The following is a 24,945-nucleotide window of genomic DNA, read 5'->3' as shown; positions in this document are numbered from 1 at the left end:
CTGGCGCCCGGTCCGCTACTGCCAGCCGGATACTGCACATACTCCAATTCAGGCCACCCGCGTCAGTTCCGGCCGGATGAAGCCCTGAACCCTCGTGTTAAATGCCCGCTGTTTCCTGGCGACGGTACCACCGTTCGTCGCACTTGCATCCGACGTATTGAACTCGATCGTGGTGAGCGTGGTGCCATCCAATTTTTCGACTAGGCCAACATGATCGGGATGGCCGTCGCCATTCCAATCGTAGATCACCAGCCAGCCAGGCTGCGGCTTTAACGGCCCCACCGCCTGCGCACGCCCAACCCAGCGGCGTTTGCCGACAGCCACGGACTTCATGTCCACCACTGATGGCGTGGGATAGAAATGATGATGATCAACGTCGCCCAGGAAATTCCGCAGCTGGCTGGTTGTTGGTGATGTCACCCCTTTCTGACGCGCGTACAAGGTGGCTGCGACGTAGGAGAGACCGGTGGCGCAAAACGGCAATGGCTTCCCATTGAGTTCGAATGGCAATCCGAACAGATCGAACCAACGTTCGATTTCCGCGCGGTTTGCCGCCCGGCTTTTGCCCAGATGTTCGATCGATCCGGTCAGTATGGCCGCCCGTATCGCAACGATCCGCGGCTCAAAGGCGGCCTGCGTGCCACCCAAGACTGCACGCTGGATGTCGATCGGATTAAACAGGAGCGATTCCGTTGGCGCGGTTGGATCACCAGATTGTTCTTCGGTAAAGATCCTGTCGTCCTGATCGGGGGCTTCACCGGGAACTTGCGCCCAGCCAGCCTTGGCGACCACTGCTGCTGCGGTACCGGCAATCAGCAATTCCCTGCGGTCGATCATTGCCACGTCAACCTCTCCTTTGTTTGACGAAGTCATTTGGGCATCCCTTCAACTCATCCAAATCAGCGAGCACAAGTGGGCGAAGATCCGGTCGGCGCGCAGGCACAACACGCTTGAACTCAAGGACCTGGATGACTTTGCGCCGCTCTTCGAGCTTGACGGTCGCTTGATCGATGATGCGCAATTCCACGCCGGCGGCGATCAGGGCGCGTGCTACGGCGCGAACAGCCTCAACTGGTGCTTGTGGGTGGCAAGCGATGCCGTTGATCCGTCCCGTAGCTGGCAGCACACTGCGCTTCATCGTTACGGGAATAAGTACGGCGTCAAGTGCACGGGTTACGGCCGACCGGTCAGCGTCTTTCTCGAAAAAGAACACAAAGAAGTCATCGGGCAGGCTTGAGCGGACAGCAGGCACGGCACGTGTCGCCAGATCTTCCGGCAGCAACAAGGCGGCTGCGAGCGCATTGTCGCCATTGCTGCCGATATCGTTGCGGGCCACAACCTTCTGGTTCGGGTCATAGCGGAACACGATGTCACCGCTCGACAGATCATTTGCTCCGATTGTATCCCCTGCCTGAGGATTGGCAGGATTGGGAATTGCACCATCCATCGGCACGCTTGGCGTGCGCGCGCGCGTTACCGTATCGCGCAGCCACACGGCGAGTTCGGCCCCGCGCACCAGCCCATCATTGTTCAAATCTGCAAAGCCAGCGATGCCAAGCACAAAGGCTGCTGCAAATGGGCTTGGCGTTGGTGTTTCAGCGCCTGCCTCACCAGCGGTGATGAAGCGGCGCGACGGCCGCTGCAACGCCTCATAGTCAATGACGGAAACAGGTGGATAAGCTGCCTGCCCCTGACGCGTGAACAATGTCGCCGAATAGCAGCTATTGACGACGATCAGCAGATGACGTCCGCGAAAGCGATCGGCCGCGGCAACCATGTCGAACGAGGAAAAGCCATACTCCCGGGCCATCGGCCCGGGAGCCGGGCTGTTCACCATTGCGAAATAGCCCTTGCGCAAATCAGGCTCAGCCCAACCGTGCCCCCCCAGATAAATGACAAGCCGATTGTCACCGACACCATATTGCGCGATGAATTGACGGATTTCCGCCAAGGCTCCCGCCGGCCCCTTCACGGGATCGCATACTTGGCGCACTAGAAATCCCTGCCGAGCCAACTGGGCTGCAACGGCTTGCCGTTCAAAGGCCACATCCTGCAACTTCGGCCAGGTTATCCCGTCGTAAGCGCTGGCTCCGATGACAAGCGCGTAACTGCCTGAGTTAAGCTGGCGCTCTGAAGCACCCAGCGCATTGCCCACCTTGATCGTTAGCGGCTTACTGCTCCCAATGTCTTCACATGAGGCCCAAGCTGCTGCTGGCACTACCAACACGAACAACAGCGCCAGAATCCGCAGAAGACGTGGCCAAGGTCGCATGGCTTTCTCCTCTTAGGGTCATTGCACCAATTCAAATCGGGTCTTGTCACGGCTCAAGCGAAAATGACTGACAATTCGAAACCAAGGTCGCGGCTTGGTTTGCTCAATCTTCCAATCCAGACTGCGGTTCCAGTTGACGCTGAAACCCAGCATCGGACTGTTGGCGGCGTTGTTGAGCGCGGCCCCCACATTCCCGGTGCCGCTACGGTTCTGGTGCATAACCAGCCGCATCAGATATTGCCCGCGCACATAGAACACATCGGAGCGATGGCGAATACGACGAAAGCAATCAGGCGCATTGATTGCATCGAGAGCATCGCTTTCCACAAGCTGCGTGACGCGCACATCAGACAGGTCGAACGTCACCTTGCTGTTGTTGACCACCGACAGAGCTGCGTTTGCCTGCCTGAGCGAACCAAGTACAAAAGCCGGTGGCGGGCTAGCTCCAGCGCTGAAACTGATTTGACGATTGCTGGTGAACTCAGCAAAATCCCGACCATCAGTTGATATGGTAGCAACGACCGATGGTCGACAGACTGCAACTATATTCATCGACGACGCATTGCGGTCATAGGAAGCTGGTGCCAACACAAGGCCCACATCCACATCAGGAAAGCTGCTATTATACTCAACAATCCATGACGAGCCGCTGAAATCCTTGGTCGTGATCTGCTTGCCAATTGCGACAACAGTCTTCTGCCAATCGTTCAGGCCAGCAATCCGCCGTGCCGAAGCGGGGACGTTTGCACAAAACAAGCTACAAATCGCCAGGGCCACAAAGTGTCTGCGCAGAGCATTTTCGCGCGGAAAAGACATAAAATTTCCCCCTCAAATAGCCCGCCCTGCCATTACGGGTTTATAAGCCAATACCAAGCCTTAATTGCCAAGCGTAATCTATACCGCAATGCTGCGCAATCGCCCGACCAAAAATTGCCCGCCGTCGGAAAACATGGTCGAATGAACGCCGGAGACACAGCAGAGAGCTCGCGTCATCGCCCAGACGAAGACCAAGCCAAACTCCGGCTCATATATTGCAGCACCGCGAAATCTTGCTGTCACGCCAAATAGCCCGGTCAAGGGTCTGCGACCCTAGCCGCCGGAGGGTTCCCCTCCCCTGTCCTAGACTGCCCAAGCATGTCATTGTGGCAGGCAAGTGGGCAGAAGACCCGGCGCGAGGGTGGAAGAGCGGCGTTCAAACCGGCGAGATGCGGAAAAAGTGTAAAAAGTCGCTGGCGGACGTGGGGTGGCGTGGTTGGCTGGGGGCACGCGAAAACGAACGGGTGCAGGGTCTGCGACCCTGCCCGCCGGAGGCTCCCCTCTCGTCACTTTGGGGGAGGCGGCGGCCCCCTCCCCCGGCTGTGCCGGGACCTCCCCCAGAGCGGGAGGAGCGTCGCGGCGTGTGGTGCTGGCGGGGCTGGAGTGCGCCACCTCCCCTGGTAGGGGAGGATTTAGATGTAGCGGCGCGAAACAGCCGTGAGGTCGTCGGCCAGGTCGTAGACCATGGGTTGGCCAGTGGGTATTTCTTCGTGGATGATGGCTTCGTCGGAGAGGCCGGAGAGGTGCTTCACGAGGGCGCGCAGGCTGTTGCCGTGGGCGGCGATGATGACGCGTTTGCCGGCCTTGAGCTGGGGGGCGATGGCGGTTTCGAAATAGGGGAGGACGCGTTCGATCGTGTCTTTGAGGCTTTCGGTGGCCGGGATGGCGATGCCGGCGTAGCGGCGGTCGGCGGCCAGATCGAATTCGCTGCCGGGGGCCAGCGGCGGGGGTGGCACGTCGAAGCTGCGGCGCCAGATCTTGACCTGGTCTTCCCCGTGTTTGGCGGCGGTCTCGGCCTTATTGAGGCCGGTGAGGCCGCCGTAGTGGCGTTCGTTGAGGTGCCAATCCTTGGTGACGGGCAGCCAGAGCCGGCCCATGGCTTCGAGGGCGAGGTTGAGGGTCTTGATCGCGCGGCTTTGCACCGAGGTGAAGGCGAGATCGAAATCCAGCCCGGCGGCGGCGAGGCGCTCACCGGCGGCGGTGGCTTCGGCGATGCCTTGATCGGTGAGGCCGACATCCCACCAGCCGGTGAAGCGGTTTTCAAGGTTCCACTGGCTTTGGCCGTGGCGGAGCAGGACGAGCGTGGGCATGGCGCTGCCTTTGCCAGCCGCTCCGCCGCGGCGCAAGCGGAGGGGCGATCAGGGCTTGCGGAATTTCAGCACGACCTGATCGGTGTGGGCGCGGATGGCGGGATCGAAGACATTGGCGGTGTGCGGATCGGCGCTGTTGCGCAGGGCCGGGGATTCGCCGGCGAAGACGAAGCCGGCGGCGGTGACTTCCGCCTTGATGACGGCGGGATCGATGCGGTGCAGCGTGCCGGTGGCGGCAAGGCCGGAGCCATCGGCGGCGGCGTGATCGACGACGACATAGGTGCCGCCGGGCTTGAGGGCGGCGAAGACGCCGCGGTTGAAGTTGATGACGCCTTCGGGCGGCAGGGCATTGTGCAGATCGTGGTAATTCTGTGCGGTCCACACCACGTCGGCGCTGCCGGTGAGGGTGGGGCCGACGATATTGTCCACCACGCTGATGTTGGGCCAGCCGTTGCTGGCGAGATCGCGGATGGCCTGGGCGGCGCCGGGACTGCGCGCCTGGGCGGCGGCGGGGATCATGCCGATCACCTTGCCGCTGGGGCCGACGGCGAGGCTGAACACCCGGGTGAAATAGCCTCCGCCGGGCAGGATATCGATCACGGTCATGCCCGGCTTGATGCCGGCGAAGGCGACCATTTCGGCCGGCTTGCGGTTGGCATCGCGGGCGACATCATCGGCCGGGCGGGTCTGGGCGGCAGCGGGCGCGGCGGCGAGCAGGGCAATCGGGGCCAGCAGGGCAAGGACGGGGCGGATCATGTTCGCTCTCCTGTGATGGGGTGGGGAGAGGCTACGCCCGGAAGGGTGGATTTGCCCAATGAAAAAATGGCCGGGAAGGCTGCCCTTCCCGGCCATGATGTGGGGTGATGCGCCGATCAGTAGTTGTAGGCGCGTTCGCCGTGATCGTTGAGATCGAGGCCTTCGCGTTCCACCTCGGCGGTGGGGCGCAGACCGATGGTCTTCTTGATCACGAAGAAGAGCACGAAGGAGACGAGGCCCGACCAGACCAGGGTGTAGCCGACGGCAGTGGCCTGGGTGACGAGCTGGCCCATCATGTCATACTCACCGGGGACGGCGGGGAACTTGGTGTAATCGAACCAGCCCTGGCCGCCGAGCGCCGGATCGGCGACGATGCCGGTGCCGAGCGCGCCGATGATGCCGCCGATGCCGTGCACGCCGAACACATCGAGCGAGTCGTCATACTTCAGCCACTGCTTCACCTTGGAGACAAAGAGGAAGCAGACCGGCGAGACGATGAGGCCGAGCAGGATGCTGGTCATCGGGGCGGCAAAGCCGGAGGCCGGGGTGATGGCGACGAGGCCGGCGACGGCACCCGAGGCAGCACCGAGCATCGAGGGCTTGCCGTGCACCAGCCGGTCACACAGAGCCCAGGAGACGGCGGCGGCGGCGGTGGCGACGAAGGTGTTGATGAAGGCGAGGGCCGCCACACCGTTGGCTTCGAGGTTGGAACCGGCGTTGAAGCCGAACCAGCCCACCCACAGCAGCGAGGCGCCGATCATCGTCATGGTCAGGCTGTGCGGGGCCATGGGTTCCTTGCCGTAACCCAGCCGCGGGCCGATCACGATGCAGCCCATCAGGCCGGCGATACCGGCGTTGATGTGGACGACGGTGCCGCCGGCGAAATCGAGCGCGCCCATCAGATAGAGCTTGCCGGCATCGGTGGGGGCATCGGCGAGGAAATCCGGGCCGGCGAAATACCAGACCCAGTGGGCCACCGGGAAATAGACGATGGTGAGCCACAGGACGGTGAAGACCATCAGGCCGGTGAACTTCACCCGCTCGGCGAAGGCGCCGACGATCAGCGCCGGCGTGATGCAGGCGAAGGTCATCTGGAAGATCACATAGGCATATTCGGGGATGTAGACATTGTTGCTGAACGTGGCGGCATAGGTGCCGGCGTTCACATTCTGCAGGAAGGCCTTGGAGAAGCCGCCGACCCATTCGGAACCGCCGGTGAAGGCCATGGAATAGCCGTAGCAGACCCAGAGCAGCGCCGCGACCGAGACGATCATGAACACCTGCATCAGCACGCTGAGCATGTTCTTGGTGCGGACGAGGCCACCATAAAAGAGCGCCAGCGCCGGGATCGACATGAGCAGCACCAGCGCGGACGAGACCATCATCCAGGTGGTGTCACCCTTGTTCACCATGCCGGCCATCTGCTCGGCGGTGGGCGCCTTGATCAGATCGGCGGCCATGGCCGGGGTGCTGGCCAAGCCGGCCAGCAAGCTCGCCAGCGCGACGCGGCGCTGCGTTCGGTCAAAGAGCGGTTTCATCAATTTCCCCTGTCCTGATTCTGACGGCGTTTTCGATGTTCGACACGAAGATCTTACCATCCCCGATGCTGCCGCTGTGGGCCGCCTGTGCGATGGCGTCGACAAGCCGCCCGGCATCGTCGTCTTCAACCACCACCTCGATCTTCAGCTTGGGCACCAGGTTGAAGTTGTATTCGGCCCCACGATAGATTTCGCTGTGGCCCTTCTGGCGCCCGAACCCGCGCACTTCGCTGACAGTCATGCCCTGCACGCCGCCGCCCGAAAGCGCCTCGCGTACCTGGTCGAGTCTGAACGGCTTGATGATCGCCGTTATCAACTTCATGCCTGCCCACCCCTTGCGTTGCGGTGGGCGGAACCTGCCCCACCGCGGTGCGGCGCAACATAAGGCGTTTGACGGTGCGCTGTTCAGCCCGGTTGGGCGAGGAGGCGGCGGGCGCTGGCTTCGTCCTCGGCCAGGACCATCAGGCGGATGCCGGAGACGCCGGGCCCGATCAGGCTGGCGATGCCGGCATCGAACAACAGGGCATCGATGCCGGCGGCTTCCAGCCGGGTGCGGGCGATTTCCGCCTCCACCGGCGAAAACAGGGTTTCAACGCAGACCAGCGCCATCAGCTGTAGGGCAGCACCGACGGCGGGGTGACCGGCAGGCCATCGATGGAGCGGTTGCGCTCCTGATATTTGGCGAGGCGCACTGCCGGGTCTTCCTGGGCGTGATATTTGCGCAGGGTCTGGCGTTCTTCGACCATGGCCATTTTGGGCACCGCCCAGCCGCAGCTTTCCTGGGTGGATTCAACACTGATCCGGAAGATCTGGCGCACGCCGCGTTCGATGGTGAAATGGCTGGCCAGCGCGGCGAATTCCGCTTCCTGGGGCAGGACGGCGCGGCCATGGCCATAGATGCGGTAGATCAGCGGCGGCTGATCAAAGGCGCAGAACATGATGGTGATGCGGCCATCGGCGGCGAGATGGGCGTGGGTTTCGTTGCCGCTGCCGCCGTAATCGAGATAGGCGCAGGCCCGGCCGCCATCGAGCACGCGGAAACTGTCCATGCCTTTGGGGGACAGGTTGATGCGCGCATCGGCGGCGGCGGTGGCGACGAAGAAGACCGGCTGGCGGGCGATGAATTCGGCTTGTTTTTCCGTGATATGATCAAAGAAATCCGACATTCCCGCCTCCCCGGTTCAGGCCGCCGTGCCACCCACCGTCAGGCCTTCGACCAGCAAGGTGGGCTGGCCGACGCCGGCCGGCACGCTCTGCCCGGCCTTGCCGCAGATGCCGACGCCTTCATCCAGTTCCAGATCATTGCCGATGGCCTTCACCCGGGTCAGCACATCGGGGCCGTTGCCGATCAGCGTGGCACCCTTGAGCGGGCGGCCGAGGCGGCCATTTTCGATCTCATAGGCTTCGGTGCAGGAAAACACGAACTTGCCGCTGGTGATGTCCACCTGGCCGCCGCCGAAGCTCTTGGCGAAAATGCCTTTCTTGACGCTGGCGAGGATGTTGCCGGGGTCTTCGTTGCCGCCCAGCATGAAGGTGTTGGTCATGCGCGGCATGGGGGCGTGGGCATAGCTTTCGCGCCGGCCGTTGCCGGTGGGCGCCACGCCCATCAGCCGGGCGTTGAGGCGATCCTGCATATAGCCCTTGAGGATGCCATCCTCGATCAGGACAGTGCGGCCGGTGGGAGTGCCTTCGTCATCGACGGTCAGGCTGCCGCGGCGCTGGTCGAGGCTGCCATCATCGACCACGGTGACACCAGGGGCGGCAACGCGCTCATCGATGCGGCCGGAAAAGGCGCTGGTGCCCTTGCGGTTGAAATCGCCTTCAAGGCCGTGGCCAACCGCTTCGTGCAGCAGCACGCCGGGCCAGCCGGGGCCGAGCACGACGGTCATCTCCCCGGCCGGGGCATCGACGGCGTCGAGGTTGGTAAGTGACTGATTCAAGGCAATATCAATGGCGCGTTCCCAGGTCGCATCCTCGAACAGCCGGTCATACATGGTGCGGCCGCCAAGGCCGTGGAAGCCGGTTTCGCGGCGGCCGTTCTTTTCGGTGACGATCTGGACGTTCAACCGCACCAGCGGGCGGATGTCGCGCACGCGGGTGCCGTCGCCGCGCAGGATTTCCACCACGCTCCAGCTGCCGAGCAGGCTGGCCGACACCTGCACCACGCGGGGATCGCGGGCGCGGGCGGCGGCGTCGATTTTCTGCATCAGGGCAACCTTGGCGGAAAAATCGATGCCGGCCAACGGGTTGTCATCGCTATAGCGGCGGGCGTTGGTGGGCATCGGCGCCAGCGCCATGGTGCCGGCATGGCCATCCTTCACCAAGCGAACCGTGTCGGCGGCGCGGGCGATGGCGGCCGAGGAGAGTTCGGTGGCATGGGCAAAGGCGGTCATTTCGCCGGCGACACCGCGCAGGCCGAAGCCCTTTTGCGTGTCGAAACTGGCGGCCTTCAGGCGGCCGTCGTCGAAGCTGAAACTCTCGGAGACGACATATTGCAGATAAAGCTCACCGTCGTCACAGCCCGAAAGTGCGGCCGCAACCTGGCGTTCGGTGGCGGCAGGGTCCAGCCCGGTGTCCGCGTAAAAGAGTTTGGTGGCATCAAATTGGCTCATGGTGACCGATATGGGCCATGTGCCGAAAAAGCGAAAGGGGTGCGCGCTCGCGTCCGTTCAACTGAAATTGCAGGTCAGCACCCAGCGCTCGCCCGGGCGGTCGAAGCTGATGCGGCTGCAATCATCCAGCACATCGCGGCCGATCAGGATCCAGGGATCGCGCCCGCGCTTCTTGCGGGTGCGGTCGGCCGACACGGTGATCGTGTCCTCATCATCCTCTTCGGTGGAGGTGCCCTTGGCGCGGGCATCGATGGCGCGGGCTTCGGATTCCGACACGCGCACCGACATGCGGCGCATCGGCAGGCCGGCGATGGTGAGACCGGGCTTGCCGGCCAGGCCCTGCATCGGCAGCGACACCGCCGGGAACGGCCGCCAATAACCGATTTCGGCGACGCGGCTGGCCAGCCCGGCCTGGATCAGCGCTTCCCCGGCGCGGGCGTTCATCACCGTGGTCGGGATGTTGAGCTCGAGGCTGATGTTGACCTCTTCCCCGCCGATGCGGGTGCGGATCATCGCTTCGCCCTTGCCCTTCTTGGGGATGATATAGGTCTGGCTGCCGGCGGGGGTGTCGCCGCGCACGAAATCGATGCGGTCAGCAGCGAGTGACCCCACCGGCAGAATCGCGTCGGCATCGGCGGCGGTGGGGGTTTCCAGCCAGGCGATCGGCACCTTGCGGCCGGGCAGGCCCTGCGGGATGGCCGTGCCGATGTTGAAGCGGATCACCGTCTTGCCGCTGGCAAAGGGCGTGTTGTTCAGGCTGAACTTGCCGATGATCGGAAAGGGCTTCACCCCTGCCCGCACCACCGCGGCGGGGTTCAAGAGCAGGCCCTGATCATAGCTGAGGGCGATGCGGGTGTTCAGCGTGGCGTTCTTGACGACGACCGGCATGTAGGGATTGCCGTTGTCGCTGATCTTCAGGGTGAAAGCCGCCGGTGCCCTGGGCTTGGCGGCCTGGGCGGCGCCGGGCAGCAGTGCCAGCATCAGGCTGGCAGCGAGCGCCCTCATCGCCGGTCGGCCGGGCCGCCGGTCAGGATGAAGCGGCGGTCGCAATAGGAACAATCGGCAAAGCCGGATGCGTCGATCTGGATCCAGACGCGCGGGTGGCCATCGCCGCCCCCAATTCCTTGCGATGCTTCGTCGCCGTCGCAAAACACGCGGGCGGTATCGGTCACATAGGTTTCAGGGGCGGGAATCGCCAGGGCGCGGGGGGCTGTCATGCCATTGGATTATCAGGCCGCCGGGCCAAAGTCACCATGCCGCAGCGGCTGCAACGCGTTTGTCACGCCGCTGCCATGCCGGTGCAACCAACGGCGGGCAGTGGGCGCCGGCCAGTGACCATCACCAACCGGGGACTTCATCATGCGCCGTCTGATCCTGCTTGCCACCGCCAGCCTGCTGCCCGCCTTGCCCGCCTTTGCGGCGGACGAACAGATCGCCGAATCGATTGGCGAGGAGATTGTGGTGACCGCGCAGAAGCGCGAGCAGAAGCTGGTCGATGTGCCGATCACCATCACGGCCTATACCGGGCGCAGCTTGCGCGAGATTGGCGTGACGCAGTTTGACCAGCTTTCGGCCTATGTCCCCGGCCTCAACGTGCAGGAACAATCGCCCAACAACCCGGGCTTTGTGGTGCGCGGCATCACGTCAGACACCGGTTCATCGCAAGGGTCGCCGGCCGTCACCGTGTATCTGAACGGGATCGATGTCAGCCGGTCGCGCGGGTCTTACTTTGATCTTTATGATCTGGAGCGGGTGGAGGTGGTGAAGGGCCCGCAATCCACCCTGTTCGGCACCGCCGCCGCCGTGGGTGTGGTGAGCGTGATCACCGCCAAGCCAAAGGCCGGCACATCGGGCGAACTGCGCGTGGGCTATGGCAATTTTGATCAGCGCCGCATCGATGGCTTCGTCAACGTGGGCAATGACACGCTGGCGCTGCGGGTGGCGGGCGCCATCAAGCTGCGCGACGGCGTGGTGCCCAACATCGCCGGGCGGCCGGGATCACAGACACCGAACGGCCCGCGCATCGATGATCTGAACGGCCAGGGCCAATATGGCGCGCGCGTGTCGCTGCGCTACACGCCGTCGGCTGACCTCACCCTTGATCTGGTTGGCACCTATGACGGGCAGCGTGCGCCGGGCACCGCCTTTTCCAGTGGCACCTTTGCCCCGACCGGCGGCACCACCAGCCCCTACAGCTTCAAGGAAGTGGCCGGCGCGCCGGACAGCCTGGCGACGCTGGGCCTCGACCAGCCGGGGCTGAAGCGCAATGTCTATGATCTCAATTTCACCGGCAGCTACAGGGTTGATGACCAGTTCAGCGTCACCGCCATTGCCGGCTATCGCAATTTCGACAGCCTGGAGGTGTTCGACGCCGACGGGACCCAGGCGCATTATCTGGAATTCGCCGAAGACGCGCGCGGCGAGCAGCTGAGCTTTGAAGGCCGGGTGAACTTCACCAGCGACAAGGTGCGCGCGTTTGCCGGGGCCAATTATTTCTGGGAGACCGGTTTCCAGCGCGTGCCGTTCAGTTCGGAAGAAGGGATTTTCCTGCAGTGCGCGGCGCGGCTGGTGCCGGGGCTGGCCTGCATCAACAATGCAACGGGCGTGGTCGATGCGGCGCGGGCGACGGCCATCCTGACCGGCGGCGCCTTCACCCGCCTGCCCTATGCCTCTGAACAATTCCGCAATTCGGCCACGATCGACACGTTCAGCCTGTTTGGCGATATCACCTTCATTCCGGTCGACCGGCTGGAAATCAACGTTGGCGGGCGGTGGCTGACCGAAAAGCGCTTCGGTGGCTTTTCCAGCAACATCCCCAACGCGCGCATCACCGGCACCAGCCTGATCCCCGGCGGGGTGAGCACCGGCGGCGCGGTTTTGACCGGCGAAGGCGATTTCGATGCCTTCCTGCCGCGCGCCAACATCCTGTATCGCGTCACCGATCATGTGAATGTCTATGCCACCTGGTCGCGCGGCCGGCGCTCGCCAGTGGTGCAGGTGAGCGCGGCGCGCGTGGCCGGCCAGGTGGTGCCCAGCGTGCGCACCTTCCCGGCGGAGCTGCTGACCAATTATGAAGTGGGCGTGAAGGGCAATATCGGCAAGGTCAACTTCAGCCTTGGCGCCTACATCATGAAATACAAGGATTTCCAGATTTCCGTGCCGCAGCAGGGGGCGCCGGCGCTGATCGTCAACGCCGATGCCACCAACAAGGGCATCGAGGCGGAAATCAACGCGGCGGTGAGCGAGATGATCACGCTCTATGCCAACGGCAGCTATATCGACGCCCGGGTGAATGATGATCCGCGCTTTGGCAATTTTGCCGGCGACCGCTTCCGCCTGCAGCCGGAATGGCAGGGCGCGGCCGGCGCCAATATCCGGGTGCCGTTGACGGCCAAGCTGGAATTGTTTGCCAACCCCAATGTCACCCACCGCTCCAGCCTGTTCTTTGAACTGCCCAACAATCCGGTGACCGCCCAAGGCCCCGTCACGCTGGTCAACCTGCGCGCCGGGGTGCGCCATCCCGAAGGCAAGTGGGAAGTGATCGGCTTTGCCAGCAACTTGTTCAACGAACGCTATCTGCTCGATGCCGGCAACACCGGCGGGGCGTTTGGCATCCCGACCTTCATTCGCGGCTTGCCGCGACTGTTCGGGGTGGAGGCGGTGGTGCGGTTCTAAGACGAAAGGCGAGACCCACCCCCGACCCCTCCCGCAAGCGGGAGGGGAGAACCGCGGCCAAGACCAATTTGCTCCCCTCCCGCTTGCGGGAGGGGTTGGGGGTGGGCTTTCCCTTGCCCCCTACCCCGTGCAGGTCTATCCCTTGCGTCATGTCGGAATCCGCGATCAGCCTCCGTGGCCTCACCAAGACCTATGCCGGCGGCAAGCAGGCGCTGAAGGGGATTGATCTGGATATCCCGCGCGGCAGCATTTTTGGCCTTTTGGGCCCCAATGGCGCTGGCAAATCGACCACGATCAACATCCTCGCCGGCCTGGTGAACAAGACCGGTGGCACGGCGCGCATCTGGGGCTTTGACATCGACGAGCACCCGCGCAACGCCAAGGCCAGCATCGGCATCGTGCCGCAGGAGCTGGTGTTCGATGCGTTTTTCACGCCGTTCGAGACGCTGGAATTGCAGGCCGGGCTGTTTGGCGTGCCCAAATCAGAGCGCCGGACGATGGAATTGCTGAAGGCGGTGCGGCTGGATGACAAGGCGCATGTCTATTCGCGCACCCTGTCGGGCGGCATGAAGCGGCGGTTGCTGGTGGCAAAGGCACTGGTGCATGCGCCGCCGGTGCTGGTGCTGGACGAACCGACGGCGGGCGTGGACATCGAATTGCGGCAATTGCTGTGGGATTATGTGCGCGAGCTTCACGCGCGCGGCACCACCATCGTGCTGACCACCCATTATCTGGAAGAGGCAGAAAGCCTGTGTGACCGCATCGCCATCATCAACCATGGCCAGGTGGTGGCCAATGACGAGACAGCAAAGCTGCTCGGCACCACCGGCGACAAGGTGCTGGAGGTGATGGTGGACCGCGACCTGGCGGGCGTGCCGGCGGCGCTGGAAGGCTGCAAGGGCGTGGAGCTGAAGGGCGCGCGCACTCTGGTCATCACCTATGACAAGCGCAGCAACAATGCCGGCGCCGTGCTGGCGATGGTGGCGGCGGCCGGCCTGGGCGTGGTGGAGGTTTCCACCCGCGAGGCCGATCTGGAAGATGTGTTCCTGGAGCTGACCAGTGGCAAGACCGTCGCCGCCTGAGGCGCGCCATTTCGATGCCATCGTGATCGGATCGGGCGCGGCGGGGCTGACCGCGGCGTTGAACCTGGCCGAGCATGGCCGCGTGGCGGTGCTGGCCAAGGGCGGGCTGGCCGATGGATCGACCGCCTGGGCGCAGGGCGGCATCGCCGCCGTTCTGGACGCCGGCGACACGGTGGACGCGCATGTGGACGACACGATGGTGGCGGGCGCCGGGCTGAACCACCGGGCGACAGTGGAGTTTGTGGCGAGCAATGCCAGCGCCGCGATTGACCGGCTGGCGGCGCTGGGCGTGCCGTTCAATCCGGGCGAGACCGTTTCGGAACGCTGGCACCTGACGCGCGAGGGCGGACACAGCCACCGCCGCATTGTGCATGTGGATGATGCCACCGGCTGGGCGGTTTCGAGCGCGCTGATCAAGGCAGCAGCCGCGCATCCAAATATCACGCTGGTGCCGGGCATGGCGGCGGTGGACCTGATCACCCACCGCCATGTGCTGGGCGAACGTTTCCCGCAGCGGCGCTGCCACGGTGTGTATGCGCTGGATGTGGCGACGCGCCATGTGGTGCGTTTTGTGGCGCCGGCGACCGTGCTGGCGACTGGCGGGGCCAGCCGCGTGTATCTTTATTCCACCAACCCCGATGGCGCGACGGGTGATGGCATTGCCATGGCCTGGCGGGCGGGCTGCCGGGTTTCCAACATGGAATTCAATCAGTTCCACCCGACCTGCCTTTATCACCCGCAGGTGCGCAATTTCCTGATCACCGAGGCGGCGCGCGGCGAGGGCGGGCATCTGAAGCTGCCCGATGGCAGCCGCTTCATGGCGCGCTATGACGAGCGGCTGGAGCTGGCGCCGCGCGATGTGGTGGCGCGCGCCATCGACGCCGAGATGAAGCGGCTGGGCCTGGAGCATGTGCTGCTGGACCTGTCGCACCTCGACGCCGATTTTGTGCGCGGCCATTTCCCGACCATCCATGCCCGGCTGCTGGAGCTGGACATTGACTGCACGACGCAGCCCATCCCGGTGGTGCCGGCGGCGCATTACAGCTGCGGCGGCGTGATGGTGGATCTGGCCGGGCGCACCGATCTGAACGGGCTGTGGGCGGTTGGCGAGGTGACGCAGAGCGGCCTGCATGGCGCCAACCGGCTGGCATCGAACAGCCTGCTGGAATGCCTGGTGTTTGGCCAGGCTGCGGCCGACGATATTGCCGCCAGCCGCAGCGATGCGCCGCTGCCCGATGTGAAGCCCTGGGACGAAAGCCGGGTGACCGACAGCGACGAGGAGGTGGTGATCGCCCACAATTGGGACGAGCTCCGGCGGACGATGTGGGACTATGTCGGCATCGTTCGCACCGACAAGCGGCTGGAGCGGGCGGCGCACCGGGTGAAGAATCTGCGCAAGGAAGTGCAGGATTATTACGGCAATTTCCGCGTGACCGCCGATCTGATCGAGTTGCGCAACCTGGTGACCGTGGCCGATCTGATCGTGCGGTCGGCCCGGCGGCGCAAGGAAAGCCGCGGCCTGCATTACAGCACGGATTATCCCGGGCTCGCTGATGCGGCGGTTGATACGGTGCTGGACCCGGTGCAGGGCCGCGAGGGCTGATCAGGCGGCGGCAGCGTTGGCCGCAGTGGTGATGGCCAGCGGCAGGCCAAAGACATCGCCCTGGCCATAGTCGCAGCCCATTTCGGTCAGCACCCGGCGCTGGGCATCGCCGTCCACCCCCTGGGCCAGCACCTTCTTGCCAAGGCTGTGGGCCAGATCGATGATGGCGCGCACCACCTGCTGGCTGCCGGTGCTGGCGGTGAGGCTGCTGATAAAGCTGGCATCGATCTTGATCAGATCGCTGGGCACATCGCGCAGGCTGAGCAGGCTGGCGTTACCGGTGCCGAAATCATCGAGCGCGACGCGCACACCGGAATCGCGCAGGCATTCGAGGCATTCGAACAGGGCGCTGCCGAGACCGCCAGTGGCCACGGCTTCGGTGATTTCGATGATCAGCGCGGTGGGCGGCAGGCCATGGCGGGCCAGTTCATCGAGGATGGCGATAGCGGCGCTGGGGCCCTGCAGCTGGCTGGTGATGCAGTTGACCGCAACGGCAACATCGGGGTGATCCCGGCGCAAGGCAACCGCCTGCACCATGGCCTGTTCCAGCACCCATTGGTTGAGCAGCAGTGCCAGGCTGGATTCGCGCATCACCTCGCCAAATTGATCCGGCACCAGCAGGCCCAGTTCGGGGTGCTGCCAGCGCAGCAGGGCCTCATAGGCGACGATAGCGCCGGCCGCTGCAGCGATGGGCTGATACAGCAGCAGGAACTGGCCGGCGGGCAGGCCGCTGCGCGCCTCGCTGACCATGCGGCTGCGCGCGACGGCTTCATCGGCCATGTTGGCATCGAAACTGCGCCAGCAGCCGCGGCCGGCCGCCTTGGCGCGATACAGCGCCATGTCGGCCAGCTTGTGCACCGCTTGCAGGCTGGAACTGCCATCATCGCTGGCATGGCCGGCGCAGATGGAAATGGTGAGATCATAGCCGGCGTGGCGCAGCGGCACCCCGGCCGACAGGGCGATCATCTGGCGCAGCGCCGGCAGGCGGGCGCGGGCATCGCCTTCCAGCACGATGACGAATTCATCGCCGCCGATGCGGGCGATGATCGCGTTGGGGCCAGCAGCAGCGGCCAGCCGTTCCGAAACGGCGATGATCAACGCATCGCCGGCATCATGGCCGGCCATGTCGTTGGTCTGTTTCAGGAAGTCGATATCGACGGCGACAATGTCCACACCGCCGCCATTGCCGTGGGGGCGTTCCAGCAGATTCTGGAACAGGGCGCGGTTGCCCAGGCCGGTCAAGGGATCGGTGGTGGCGGCCTTCAGCAGGACCCGGCGTTCCTTGTCGGTCGCGTCGGCTTCCTGGCGCAGCTGGCGGAACCGGTCGGCGATGGCGAGGCTGAGCAGCAGCGCTTCCCACGCCATGGAGGCAAAACCGGCCTGATCGATGGCGTCATCCTGGGGGAGCAAACCGAAGTTCCGGGCAATGCGGGCGGCCAGCAATGCCAGGGCCGGCAGCCAGCCGATCAGGTAGAACCACACGGCCCGGCTGCGCTGCATTGCGGCTTGGACACTGCCGACGCCCAGCAGGACGGTGACGATGATCATTGCCAGGTTGAACATGCGATCGGTGTAGGCGGCGGCAAACACCGTATCGAAGGACGCGACAACGCTGGTGACGGCGACCAGAATCCCAGCAACCTGGCCGATGTCGATCAGCCGCTGGGACAGCTTGCCCTTTTCAATCAGCGTGAAGAAGAAGGACGCCCCGGAAACGACCAGCAGGCCGACCAGCAGGAACGATGTGCGGGCTGACGCCGGCCCGGCCAGGAACGGGAAGAATTGCAAAATCTTGCCAGTCCAGATCAGCAGATAGGCAAGGGCCGCTGCAACCCAGACGACATACCAGCGCTGGAACGGGATGTGCAGCCACGACAGCAGGAAGATGTTGTAGGTGAAGGCGGCAAACAGCACGCCCATCACGATGGCGATCAGAACCGTCCAGTCCTGCACGAACAGGGCGTGGTCCATCTTGTCCATCGCCTTGACGGTGCGGACCATGCTGGGCGCGTCGATATCCTTGAAGCCGATGCGGATGGCGGTGACAGACTTGCCGGCAATTGGCACCGCGAAGCGCAGATTGTTGCCCAGCGACCAGTTCTCATCGAGGCTGAACTGGTCGCGCTGGAACAACAGCGTGCCGCCGCTGTGCTGCACGCGCACATCGATGTTGCTGAAGCGGGTGTTGTCCACCAGCAATTGCCAATCCGGTTCGAGTTCGCGCACGGCACGCGCGTCAACGGTGAACCAGGTCCAGCGGCCGGGCGGGGAAGCCGGGCAGGCTTCGACCTCGCAATCCATGACGCGGAATGGCAGGCGGTGGGAGGCAGCGGATGCCGGCGCTGGCAGCAAGGCAATGGCCGTCAGCAGCAGGCAGCACAGAGCCAACAACGGACGACCGGCAGCCACCGCATTCAAAAAACGCATGACAGGGGAAAGGCGGCTGTTCACCCCCAAGTGGCTCCGACGTTTGACCCTCGCAAATGCCGGTCTGGCAGAAATTGCTTTAGGATTCGTTAGCTTATTGGTGGTGGTTTCAAATCAGGGCACAGTAGCTCCAATTTTGACCATAAATTCAGAATATTGCCGCCACGGGTGCAAAATTCCTTCGCAAAAGGTTGAACATCAACCCATCAGGGTCCGCACGTCGGTGAGCCGACCAGTGACGGCGGCAGCGGCAGCCATGGCTGGGGACAGGAGATGGGTGCGCGAGCCCGGGCCCTGGCGGCCGACGAAGTTGCGGTTGGAGGTGCTGGCGCAGCGTTCGCCGGCCGGCACCTGATCGGGGTTCATGCCCAGGCACATGGAACAGCCCGGCTCCCGCCATTCAAAGCCGGCTTCGATGAAGACGCGGTCAAGCCCCTCGGCCTCGGCCTGGCGCTTGACGAGGCCGGAGCCCGGCACAACCAGCGCCTGGCGCACATTGCCGGCGAGTTTGCGGCCCTGCACCACAGCGGCAGCCACGCGCAGATCCTCGATCCGGCTGTTGGTGCAGCTGCCGATGAAGATATTCTCGACGCTCACATCGGCCATGCGGGTGCCGGGGGTGAGGCCCATATAGTCCAGGCTCTTGGCCGCGGCGGCCTGCTTGGACGGATCGGCAAAGCTCATCGGATCGGGCACCGTGCCGGTGATCGGCACGACATCTTCCGGGCTGGTGCCCCAGGTGACGAGCGGGGCGATGGCACTGCCATCAATTTCGATCACGCGGTCATACACCGCGCCGGCATCGGTCTTCAGCGTCTGCCACCAGGCCAATGCCTTGTCCCACGCATCGCCCCTGGGCGCGCGCGGGCGGCCCTGCACATAGTCAAAGGTCTTCTGGTCCGGCGCGACCAGGCCGGCACGGGCACCGGCTTCGATCGCCATGTTGCACAGGGTCATCCGGCCTTCCATCGACAGGGCTTCGATGACCGGGCCGGTATATTCAATCACATAGCCGGCGCCGCCGCCCGAGCCGAGCGCGCCGCACACGGCCAATGCCACATCCTTGGCCGAGACCGAGAAGCCGAGCGTGCCGGTAACGCGCACTTCCATGGATTTGGATTGGCGCAGCAGCAGAGTTTGCGTGGCAAACACATGCTCCACCTCCGACGTGCCGATGCCGAAGGCCAAGGCACCAAAGGCACCGTGCGTGGCGGTGTGGCTGTCGCCGCAGACCATGGTGACGCCCGGCAGGGTGAAGCCCTGTTCCGGGCCGATCACGTGCACGATGCCCTGTTCCGGCGCATCGATGCTGTAGAGCTCCACCCCGAATTCGGCGCAGTTGGTCACCAGCGCTTCCAGCTGCGCCTTTGACATCGGGTCAACGATCGGCAGGCGGCGATCCGTGGTGGGCACATTGTGATCGGGCACGGCCAGCGTGAGATCGGGGCGGCGGAGCTTGCGGCCAGCAAGGCGCAGCGCCTCGAACGCCTGCGGCGTCGTCACTTCGTGGATCAGGTGGCGATCGATGAAGATCAGCGCGGTGCCGTCATCAAGCGTCTTGACGACATGATCGTCCCAGATTTTCTGATAAAGGGTGCGCGGGCTGCTGGTCATGGCGGCAGGCTTTGCCAAGCCGGGGCGGCAAAATCCAGCGGCAAAATGGTCAGGCGGCGGCGATGGCGGACAGCGCGGCAATCAGCGCCTCCACCTCGGCCGCGCTGTTGTAATGGGTGAAGCCCACCCGCACCGCGCCACGTTCCTTGAGGCCAAGCACGCCGGCGGGTTCCCAAGCGTAGTAATAACCGTTCCAGACGAACATGTTGCGCGCGGCCAGATCGGCGGCGATGGCATCGGCGCTGTGGCCGGCGATTTCGAAGGTGAAGGTCGCCACTCGCTCGTGCAGCCTGTTGGGGTTGGCGATGCCGTGCAGCGTCACGCCCTTGATGCCGCCCAGCCCGGCGAGAAACTGCCGCGCCAGCTCCAATTCGTGCGCCTGGGCGGCGGCAAGGCCGGCCTCCAGCCTTGTGCGCAGCGGCTGGTCGGCCGTCACCGTGCCGGCCACCTCGCCCAGCCAGGCCAGGTGATCGATGGCGGCGGCGGTGCCGGCCATCGCCTCGAAACTGGGCGTGCCGGGGGACAGGCGGGTGGGCATGGCATCCACCGACGGGCGGACCTTCAGCGGTGGGATGCGCGCCTGCAGGGCCTTGGAAACATACATGATCGCCGCATGCGGCCCGAAGAATTTATAAGCCGAGGCCGACATGAGATCGCAGCCGATGGCCGCCACATCGAGCGCCAGATGCGGGGCGGACTGCACGGCATCGACAATGCTGGTCGCACCAACGGCACGGGCGGCGGCGCAGACGGCGGCGACATCGTTGATGGTGCCCAGCATGTTGCTGGCATGGCCCACGGCAACAGCGCGGGTGCGGGCGTCGATCAGATCGGGCAGGGTTTCGAGGCGGAGCGCGAAGGTCTCGCGATCCCATTCCAGAAAGCGCACCTCCACCCCGCGCGCGGCGGCGGCCTGCAACCAGGGCGAGACATTGGCATCATGATCCATGCGGGTGACGAGGATATTGTCCCCGGCCCGCCAATCATGCGCGATCAGCGGTGCCATCTGGAAAAACAGGCTGGTGGTGTTCAGCCCGAAGATCACTTCATCATCGCCGCAGTTGAAGAAGCTTGCCGCCGTGGCCAGCGCGGCATCGAAAATCGCGCTGGTGGCGACACTGGTGCGAAACAGGCCGCCATCATTGGCGCAGGCGCCGATCATCACATCGGTCATGGCCTGGATCACCCGGCCGGCGACCTGGCTGCCGGCCGGCGCATCGAAATAATGACGAGAAACACCCTGGTCGCTCAGGGCCAGCGCCGGAAAGGCGGCGCGCACGGTGTCGATGGGCAGGATCATGCTGGTTCCCCGCTGGTTGCGGGGTCGTTACTGGCCCAGCGCGTCGACGGCGGCAAGCACCGCTTCGGGTTGCGGGCGCACGCGGTAATTTTCTTCCATCAATCGGGCGCGGATGATGCCCTTCCGGTCGATCACATAAACGGCGGGGCGGGGCACACCATAGGCGCGGTTGCCGGCCGGATAGGCGGGATCGCGCAACTGCCAACCATCAATCACATGTGATTGCGGGTCAGACAGCAGCGGCCAGGCCACGTTGCGCTCTGCCGCGAACCTGGCCAGCACATCGGGCGCGTCATAGGACAGACCAACCAACGCATAGCCCCTGGACGCGAGGGCTGCTGCGGCCTTGTCGTTCATGGCGATCAACTGTGCCTTGCAGAACGGGCACCAGGAGGCCGACCGAAAGAACATCAACACCGTGCCCTTGCGGCCGGCAAGCTGTTTCAGCGTGCGGGTCTTGCCGCTGATATCCTTGCCGGCAACCGCCGGGGCCTTTTCGCCGACAGCGGGAATGGCCAGGGCTGGGGCGGCCAGGCTGGCGACGAGAAGGACGAGCGGGGAGAGGAAGGTGCGCATATCGGGTCTTCCGCATCAGGGACGGGAAAGGTTACGCGTTATTCCTCGTCAAGCAGCGGCAATATGGTCTGTTCTGCCGGCGCAACCAAGCCCAGATGCTTCCAGGCCGGGCCGTTCAACATGCGGCCACGGGCGGTGCGGGCAATCAGGCCCTGCTGGATCAGGAAGGGTTCGATCACATCCTCCAGCGTGTCGCGCGCTTCCGACAGGCCGGCGGCCAGCGTTTCGATGCCCACGGGGCCGCCGCGATAGATATCGGCGATCATCATCAGGTAGCGCCGGTCCATGGCGTCAAGGCCGAGCCGGTCCACCTCCAGCCGGCTCAATGAGGCATCGGCGAGTTTCGCGTCCACCGGCTTGCCGCCGGCAAAATCGCGCACGCGGCGCAGCAGGCGGCCGGCGATGCGCGGGGTGCCGCGGGCGCGGGCGGCAATTTCGCGCGCGCCATCGGGGGTGAGCGGCAGGTCGAGCAGCCGGGCAGCGCGGGTGACGACCTGTTCCAGTTCGTCCACCGTGTAGAAATTGAGCCTGAGCGGGATGCCGAAGCGGTCGCGCAGCGGGGTGGTGAGCAGGCCGGCGCGGGTGGTGGCACCAACGAGCGTGAAGGCCGGCAGGTCGATGCGCACGCTGCGCGCCGACGGGCCTTCGCCGATCATGATGTCGAGCACCCGGTCTTCCATGGCCGGATAGAGGATCTCCTCCACGGCCGGGGCCAGGCGGTGAATCTCGTCGATGAACAGCACATCATGCGGTTCGAGATTGGTGAGGATGGCAGCGAGATCGCCGGCCTTGGCAATCACCGGCCCGGAGGTGGCGCGAAAGCCGACGCCGAGTTCGCGGGCAACAATCTGGGCCAGCGTCGTCTTGCCGAGGCCGGGCGGGCCGTGCAGCAGCACATGGTCCATCGCCTCGCCCCGGCTGCGCGCGGCGGCGATGAAGATGCCGAGATTGTCTCGCAGGGCGGCCTGGCCGATGAACTCGTCCAGCCCCTTGGGGCGCAGGGCGGCGTCGATATCGTCCGGACGGCGCTGGGGGGAGAGATCGGCGGTCATGCCTTGGCGCTCTTCTTGAGGGCGGTGCGGACCACATCATTGAGGGCCGCCCCCTCTCCCAGTTCGGCCAGTGCTTCGGAGACGGCGCGGCTGGCGTCCATCGGGCGGAAGCCGAGGGCGGCAAGCGCGGCCACGGCATCATCGACCACGCGGGCGCCGGCCTTGATCGGCAGCGGCGCACCGGCTGACAGTGCGACGGCGCCCAACTTGCCCTTCAGTTCGTTGGCGATGCGGGCGGCGAGCTTGGGGCCGACGCCGTTGGCGCGGGCCAGGCTGGCAGCGTCTCCGGCGGCCACGGCATGGGCGATCTGATCCGGCGTGAGGACCGACAGGATGTTCAAGGCCACCCGGCCGCCGACGCCCTGCACCGTGGTGAGCGCGCGGAAGGCGGCCAGTTCGCCCTCGGCAGCAAAGCCGAACAGGGTGATGGCGTCTTCGCGCACCTGGGTTTCGATGTGGAGCGCCAGCCCCTGCCCCACCGACAGGTTGGAGAGGGTGCGGGTGGAGGCCTGCACCAGATAGCCGACGCCATTGACGTCAACCACCAGGCTGTCTGCCGACACGCTGTCCACCAGGCCCTTCAGGCGGGCGATCATTTCATCACCTCACGCATGCTCCGCACCAGATGCGCATGGGCGATTGCCACCGCCAGCGCGTCTGCCGCATCGCTGCCACTGATTGTCACGCCGGGCAACAGCCGTTCCACCATGGCCTGCACCTGGGGCTTTTCGGCGGCACCGGTGCCGGTGAGGGCCTTCTTCACGGCGCGGGTGGCATGTTCGGCCACCATCAGCCGGGCGCGGCCAACGCACAGCAGCGCGACACCGCGCGCCTGCACCAGCTTGATGGTGGATTGCGGGTTGCTGTTGACGAACACCTCTTCCACTGCCGCCTCGCCGGGCTGGTGGGCAGCGATCACGGCCATCAGTTCATCGTGCAGGGCGTTCAGCCGAACGGTCATCGCGTCGGTGACCTTCGTCTTGATCGTGCCATGGGCAACATGCTTGAGGCGGTTGCCTTCGGCCACGATCACCCCCCAGCCGGTGGCGGCCAAGCCGGGATCAAGGCCGATGATGGTGCGAGACATCAACTCCCCTCCCCTTCAGGGGAGGGGTTGGGGGTGGGGGTGGCACCGAGGCGGTTGCGCGGCCCGTTGGGCCAACGTGCCTGCAGTCCGCTGGCCGCTTCAATGATTGATAGCCCCACCATGTCCAACTGATCCAACACTTGCCTGTTGGCAAAACGCATGACGGTAAAGCCCATGTCGTTCAAGCGCGCATCGCGGATGGCATCACGATCGGCATCATCATGGCTATCACCATCAACTTCGATGACCAGCGCCAGCGCCGGGCACAGAAAATCAACGATGTAGGGGCCAATTACAGACTGACGACGAAATTTGAGGCCAGCGAGCCTGCTGTTGCACAGGATGGTCCACAAGCGACGTTCTGCAGGCGTGGCATTGGTGCGCATGGCGCGGGCTCGCTCTTGCAAAAACACGGCCTTGTTCTTGCGACACGTCCCCACCCCCGACCCCTCCCCTGAAGGGGAGGGGAGATTTACAGCGCGGCCATCACATCGTCGGGCACGTCATAATTGCCCCACACCGATGCCACATCGTCATCATCGTCCAGCTTGTCGATCAGCTGCATCAGCTGGGCGGCATCATCGGCGCCAACGGTGACCATGGTGCCCGGCTTCCAGGCCAGCTTGGTGCCTTCGGCCTCACCCAGCACCGGTTCCAGCGCGCGGGCGACTTCGTGGAGATTTTCGATGCTGGTCCAGATCTCGTGGCCGTCGTCGCTGGATTGCACATCGTCGGCGCCGGCCTCCAGCGCGGCTTCAAACACGGCATCGGCGCTGCCGGCCGCTGCCTTGTAGCTGATCAGGCCCAGCCGTTCGAAGGCGTGGGACACGCTGCCCGAGGCGCCAAGGTTGCCGCCGTTCTTGGCCATGATGGTGCGCACGTTGGTGGCGGTGCGGTTGCGATTGTCGGTCAGGGTTTCGATGATGAGGCTGACGCCGCCGGGGCCGAAGCCTTCGTAGCGCACCTCCTCATAGTTCGCCGTGTCGCCGCCCTGCGATTTGTCGACGGCGCGCTGGATATTGTCTTTCGGCATGCCTTCGGCGCGGGCGGCCAGGATGGCGGCGCGCAGGCGCGGGTTGTTGGCGGGATCGGGCATGCCCATCTTGGCCGCGACGGTGATTTCGCGGGACAATTTGGAGAAGAGGGCGCTGCGCTTTTTGTCCTGCGCGCCCTTCCTGTGCATGATGTTCTTGAATTTGCTGTGGCCGGCCATGGTGCTTCGTTC

The 24,945-nt window shown here is 64.6% G+C and carries 24 protein-coding genes; 3 read left to right on the top strand and 21 right to left on the bottom strand.

All coding sequences use genetic code 11. The features are described 5' to 3' along the window. Positions 1 to 48: 48 nt before the first annotated feature. The 12 genes from AC6BOR_RS13720 to AC6BOR_RS13665 form a co-directional block, all read right to left on the bottom strand. Positions 49 to 837 (bottom strand): CHAP domain-containing protein, encoded by a 789-nt coding sequence (locus AC6BOR_RS13720; RefSeq protein WP_498060663.1) that lies wholly within the window; start codon positions 835 to 837, stop codon positions 49 to 51. Positions 838 to 844: 7 nt separating this feature from the next. Further along, a complete protein-coding gene (locus AC6BOR_RS13715) occupies positions 845 to 2,155 on the bottom strand; it encodes a hypothetical protein (RefSeq protein WP_498058932.1) in 1,311 nt (436 codons plus the stop codon). Positions 2,156 to 2,290: 135 nt separating this feature from the next. Then, positions 2,291 to 3,088: a hypothetical protein gene (locus AC6BOR_RS13710; RefSeq protein WP_498058931.1), complete on the bottom strand. Its 798-nt coding sequence runs from the start codon at positions 3,086 to 3,088 to the stop codon at positions 2,291 to 2,293. A gap of 632 nt (positions 3,089 to 3,720) precedes the next feature. Next, positions 3,721 to 4,398, bottom strand: coding sequence for a 2,3-diphosphoglycerate-dependent phosphoglycerate mutase (gpmA, locus tag AC6BOR_RS13705; protein WP_498058930.1), 678 nt, complete (start codon positions 4,396 to 4,398; stop codon positions 3,721 to 3,723). Between the two features lie 48 nt (positions 4,399 to 4,446). Then, positions 4,447 to 5,154 carry a class I SAM-dependent methyltransferase gene (locus AC6BOR_RS13700; RefSeq protein ID WP_498058929.1) on the bottom strand — a complete coding sequence of 236 codons (708 nt, stop codon included), beginning with the start codon at positions 5,152 to 5,154 and terminating at the stop codon, positions 4,447 to 4,449. A gap of 116 nt (positions 5,155 to 5,270) precedes the next feature. After that, complete coding sequence (locus tag AC6BOR_RS13695) at positions 5,271 to 6,692, bottom strand: ammonium transporter (protein ID WP_498058928.1); 1,422 nt, start codon at positions 6,690 to 6,692, stop codon at positions 5,271 to 5,273. Beyond that, positions 6,676 to 7,014, bottom strand: coding sequence for a P-II family nitrogen regulator (locus tag AC6BOR_RS13690; protein WP_498058927.1), 339 nt, complete (start codon positions 7,012 to 7,014; stop codon positions 6,676 to 6,678). The genes AC6BOR_RS13695 and AC6BOR_RS13690 overlap by 17 nt, the downstream gene beginning before the upstream one ends. A gap of 83 nt (positions 7,015 to 7,097) precedes the next feature. After that, positions 7,098 to 7,301, bottom strand: a complete 204-nt coding sequence (locus AC6BOR_RS13685; RefSeq protein WP_498058926.1) for a putative signal transducing protein — start codon at positions 7,299 to 7,301, stop codon at positions 7,098 to 7,100. Next, entirely contained in the window at positions 7,301 to 7,858 is a 558-nt protein-coding gene (locus tag AC6BOR_RS13680; protein ID WP_498058925.1) for a pyridoxamine 5'-phosphate oxidase family protein, read from the bottom strand. Before AC6BOR_RS13680 ends, AC6BOR_RS13685 begins: the two co-directional genes overlap by 1 nt. 15 nt (positions 7,859 to 7,873) lie before the next feature. After that, positions 7,874 to 9,304: a metalloprotease TldD gene (gene tldD / locus AC6BOR_RS13675; protein ID WP_498058924.1), complete on the bottom strand. Its 1,431-nt coding sequence runs from the start codon at positions 9,302 to 9,304 to the stop codon at positions 7,874 to 7,876. Between the two features lie 57 nt (positions 9,305 to 9,361). Then, a complete protein-coding gene (locus AC6BOR_RS13670; RefSeq protein ID WP_498058923.1) occupies positions 9,362 to 10,309 on the bottom strand; it encodes a hypothetical protein in 948 nt (315 codons plus the stop codon). Beyond that, entirely contained in the window at positions 10,306 to 10,521 is a 216-nt protein-coding gene (locus tag AC6BOR_RS13665) for a zinc-finger domain-containing protein (protein ID WP_498058922.1), read from the bottom strand. Before AC6BOR_RS13665 ends, AC6BOR_RS13670 begins: the two co-directional genes overlap by 4 nt. Before the next feature lie 142 nt (positions 10,522 to 10,663). Between AC6BOR_RS13665 and AC6BOR_RS13660 the strand changes: the two genes are divergently transcribed. From AC6BOR_RS13660 to nadB, 3 genes are all read left to right on the top strand, one after another. Continuing rightward, positions 10,664 to 12,979 (top strand): TonB-dependent receptor, encoded by a 2,316-nt coding sequence (locus AC6BOR_RS13660; protein ID WP_498058921.1) that lies wholly within the window; start codon positions 10,664 to 10,666, stop codon positions 12,977 to 12,979. A 149-nt stretch (positions 12,980 to 13,128) separates the two neighbouring features. Next, complete coding sequence (locus tag AC6BOR_RS13655) at positions 13,129 to 14,061, top strand: ABC transporter ATP-binding protein (RefSeq protein WP_094474817.1); 933 nt, start codon at positions 13,129 to 13,131, stop codon at positions 14,059 to 14,061. Next, positions 14,039 to 15,664 carry an L-aspartate oxidase gene (gene nadB, locus AC6BOR_RS13650; RefSeq protein ID WP_498058920.1) on the top strand — a complete coding sequence of 542 codons (1,626 nt, stop codon included), beginning with the start codon at positions 14,039 to 14,041 and terminating at the stop codon, positions 15,662 to 15,664. The genes AC6BOR_RS13655 and nadB overlap by 23 nt, the downstream gene beginning before the upstream one ends. On the opposite strand, the gene AC6BOR_RS13645 is transcribed toward nadB, so the two are convergent. The 9 genes from AC6BOR_RS13645 to AC6BOR_RS13605 all read right to left on the bottom strand — a co-directional run bounded on the left by AC6BOR_RS13645 (position 15,665) and on the right by AC6BOR_RS13605 (position 24,933). Then, positions 15,665 to 18,091 carry a putative bifunctional diguanylate cyclase/phosphodiesterase gene (locus tag AC6BOR_RS13645; protein ID WP_498058919.1) on the bottom strand — a complete coding sequence of 809 codons (2,427 nt, stop codon included), beginning with the start codon at positions 18,089 to 18,091 and terminating at the stop codon, positions 15,665 to 15,667. A gap of 198 nt (positions 18,092 to 18,289) precedes the next feature. Further along, the gene (gene leuC, locus AC6BOR_RS13640) at positions 18,290 to 19,705 is read right to left on the bottom strand and encodes a 3-isopropylmalate dehydratase large subunit (protein ID WP_498058918.1); all 1,416 of its coding nucleotides are present in this window, start codon (positions 19,703 to 19,705) and stop codon (positions 18,290 to 18,292) included. A 49-nt stretch (positions 19,706 to 19,754) separates the two neighbouring features. Continuing rightward, on the bottom strand, positions 19,755 to 21,005 hold the full coding sequence (locus AC6BOR_RS13635; RefSeq protein ID WP_498058917.1) for a cysteine desulfurase-like protein: 1,251 nt from the start codon (positions 21,003 to 21,005) through the stop codon (positions 19,755 to 19,757). Between the two features lie 27 nt (positions 21,006 to 21,032). Continuing rightward, positions 21,033 to 21,581 (bottom strand): peroxiredoxin family protein, encoded by a 549-nt coding sequence (locus tag AC6BOR_RS13630; protein ID WP_498058916.1) that lies wholly within the window; start codon positions 21,579 to 21,581, stop codon positions 21,033 to 21,035. 38 nt (positions 21,582 to 21,619) lie between these two features. Continuing rightward, positions 21,620 to 22,633, bottom strand: a complete 1,014-nt coding sequence (ruvB, locus tag AC6BOR_RS13625; RefSeq protein WP_094474811.1) for a Holliday junction branch migration DNA helicase RuvB — start codon at positions 22,631 to 22,633, stop codon at positions 21,620 to 21,622. Beyond that, positions 22,630 to 23,229, bottom strand: a complete 600-nt coding sequence (gene ruvA / locus AC6BOR_RS13620) for a Holliday junction branch migration protein RuvA (RefSeq protein WP_498058915.1) — start codon at positions 23,227 to 23,229, stop codon at positions 22,630 to 22,632. Before ruvA ends, ruvB begins: the two co-directional genes overlap by 4 nt. Beyond that, positions 23,226 to 23,720, bottom strand: coding sequence for a crossover junction endodeoxyribonuclease RuvC (ruvC, locus tag AC6BOR_RS13615; protein ID WP_498058914.1), 495 nt, complete (start codon positions 23,718 to 23,720; stop codon positions 23,226 to 23,228). The genes ruvA and ruvC overlap by 4 nt, the downstream gene beginning before the upstream one ends. Beyond that, positions 23,720 to 24,106, bottom strand: coding sequence for an endonuclease domain-containing protein (locus AC6BOR_RS13610; protein ID WP_498058913.1), 387 nt, complete (start codon positions 24,104 to 24,106; stop codon positions 23,720 to 23,722). The genes ruvC and AC6BOR_RS13610 overlap by 1 nt, the downstream gene beginning before the upstream one ends. A gap of 86 nt (positions 24,107 to 24,192) precedes the next feature. Beyond that, positions 24,193 to 24,933, bottom strand: a complete 741-nt coding sequence (locus AC6BOR_RS13605; protein WP_086116574.1) for a YebC/PmpR family DNA-binding transcriptional regulator — start codon at positions 24,931 to 24,933, stop codon at positions 24,193 to 24,195. Between the last annotated feature and the right edge of the window lie 12 nt (positions 24,934 to 24,945).

Source organism: Sandarakinorhabdus sp. FBCC-B8862 (genome assembly GCF_059745315.1).
This window is presented reverse-complemented; position numbering and strand designations above follow the sequence as displayed.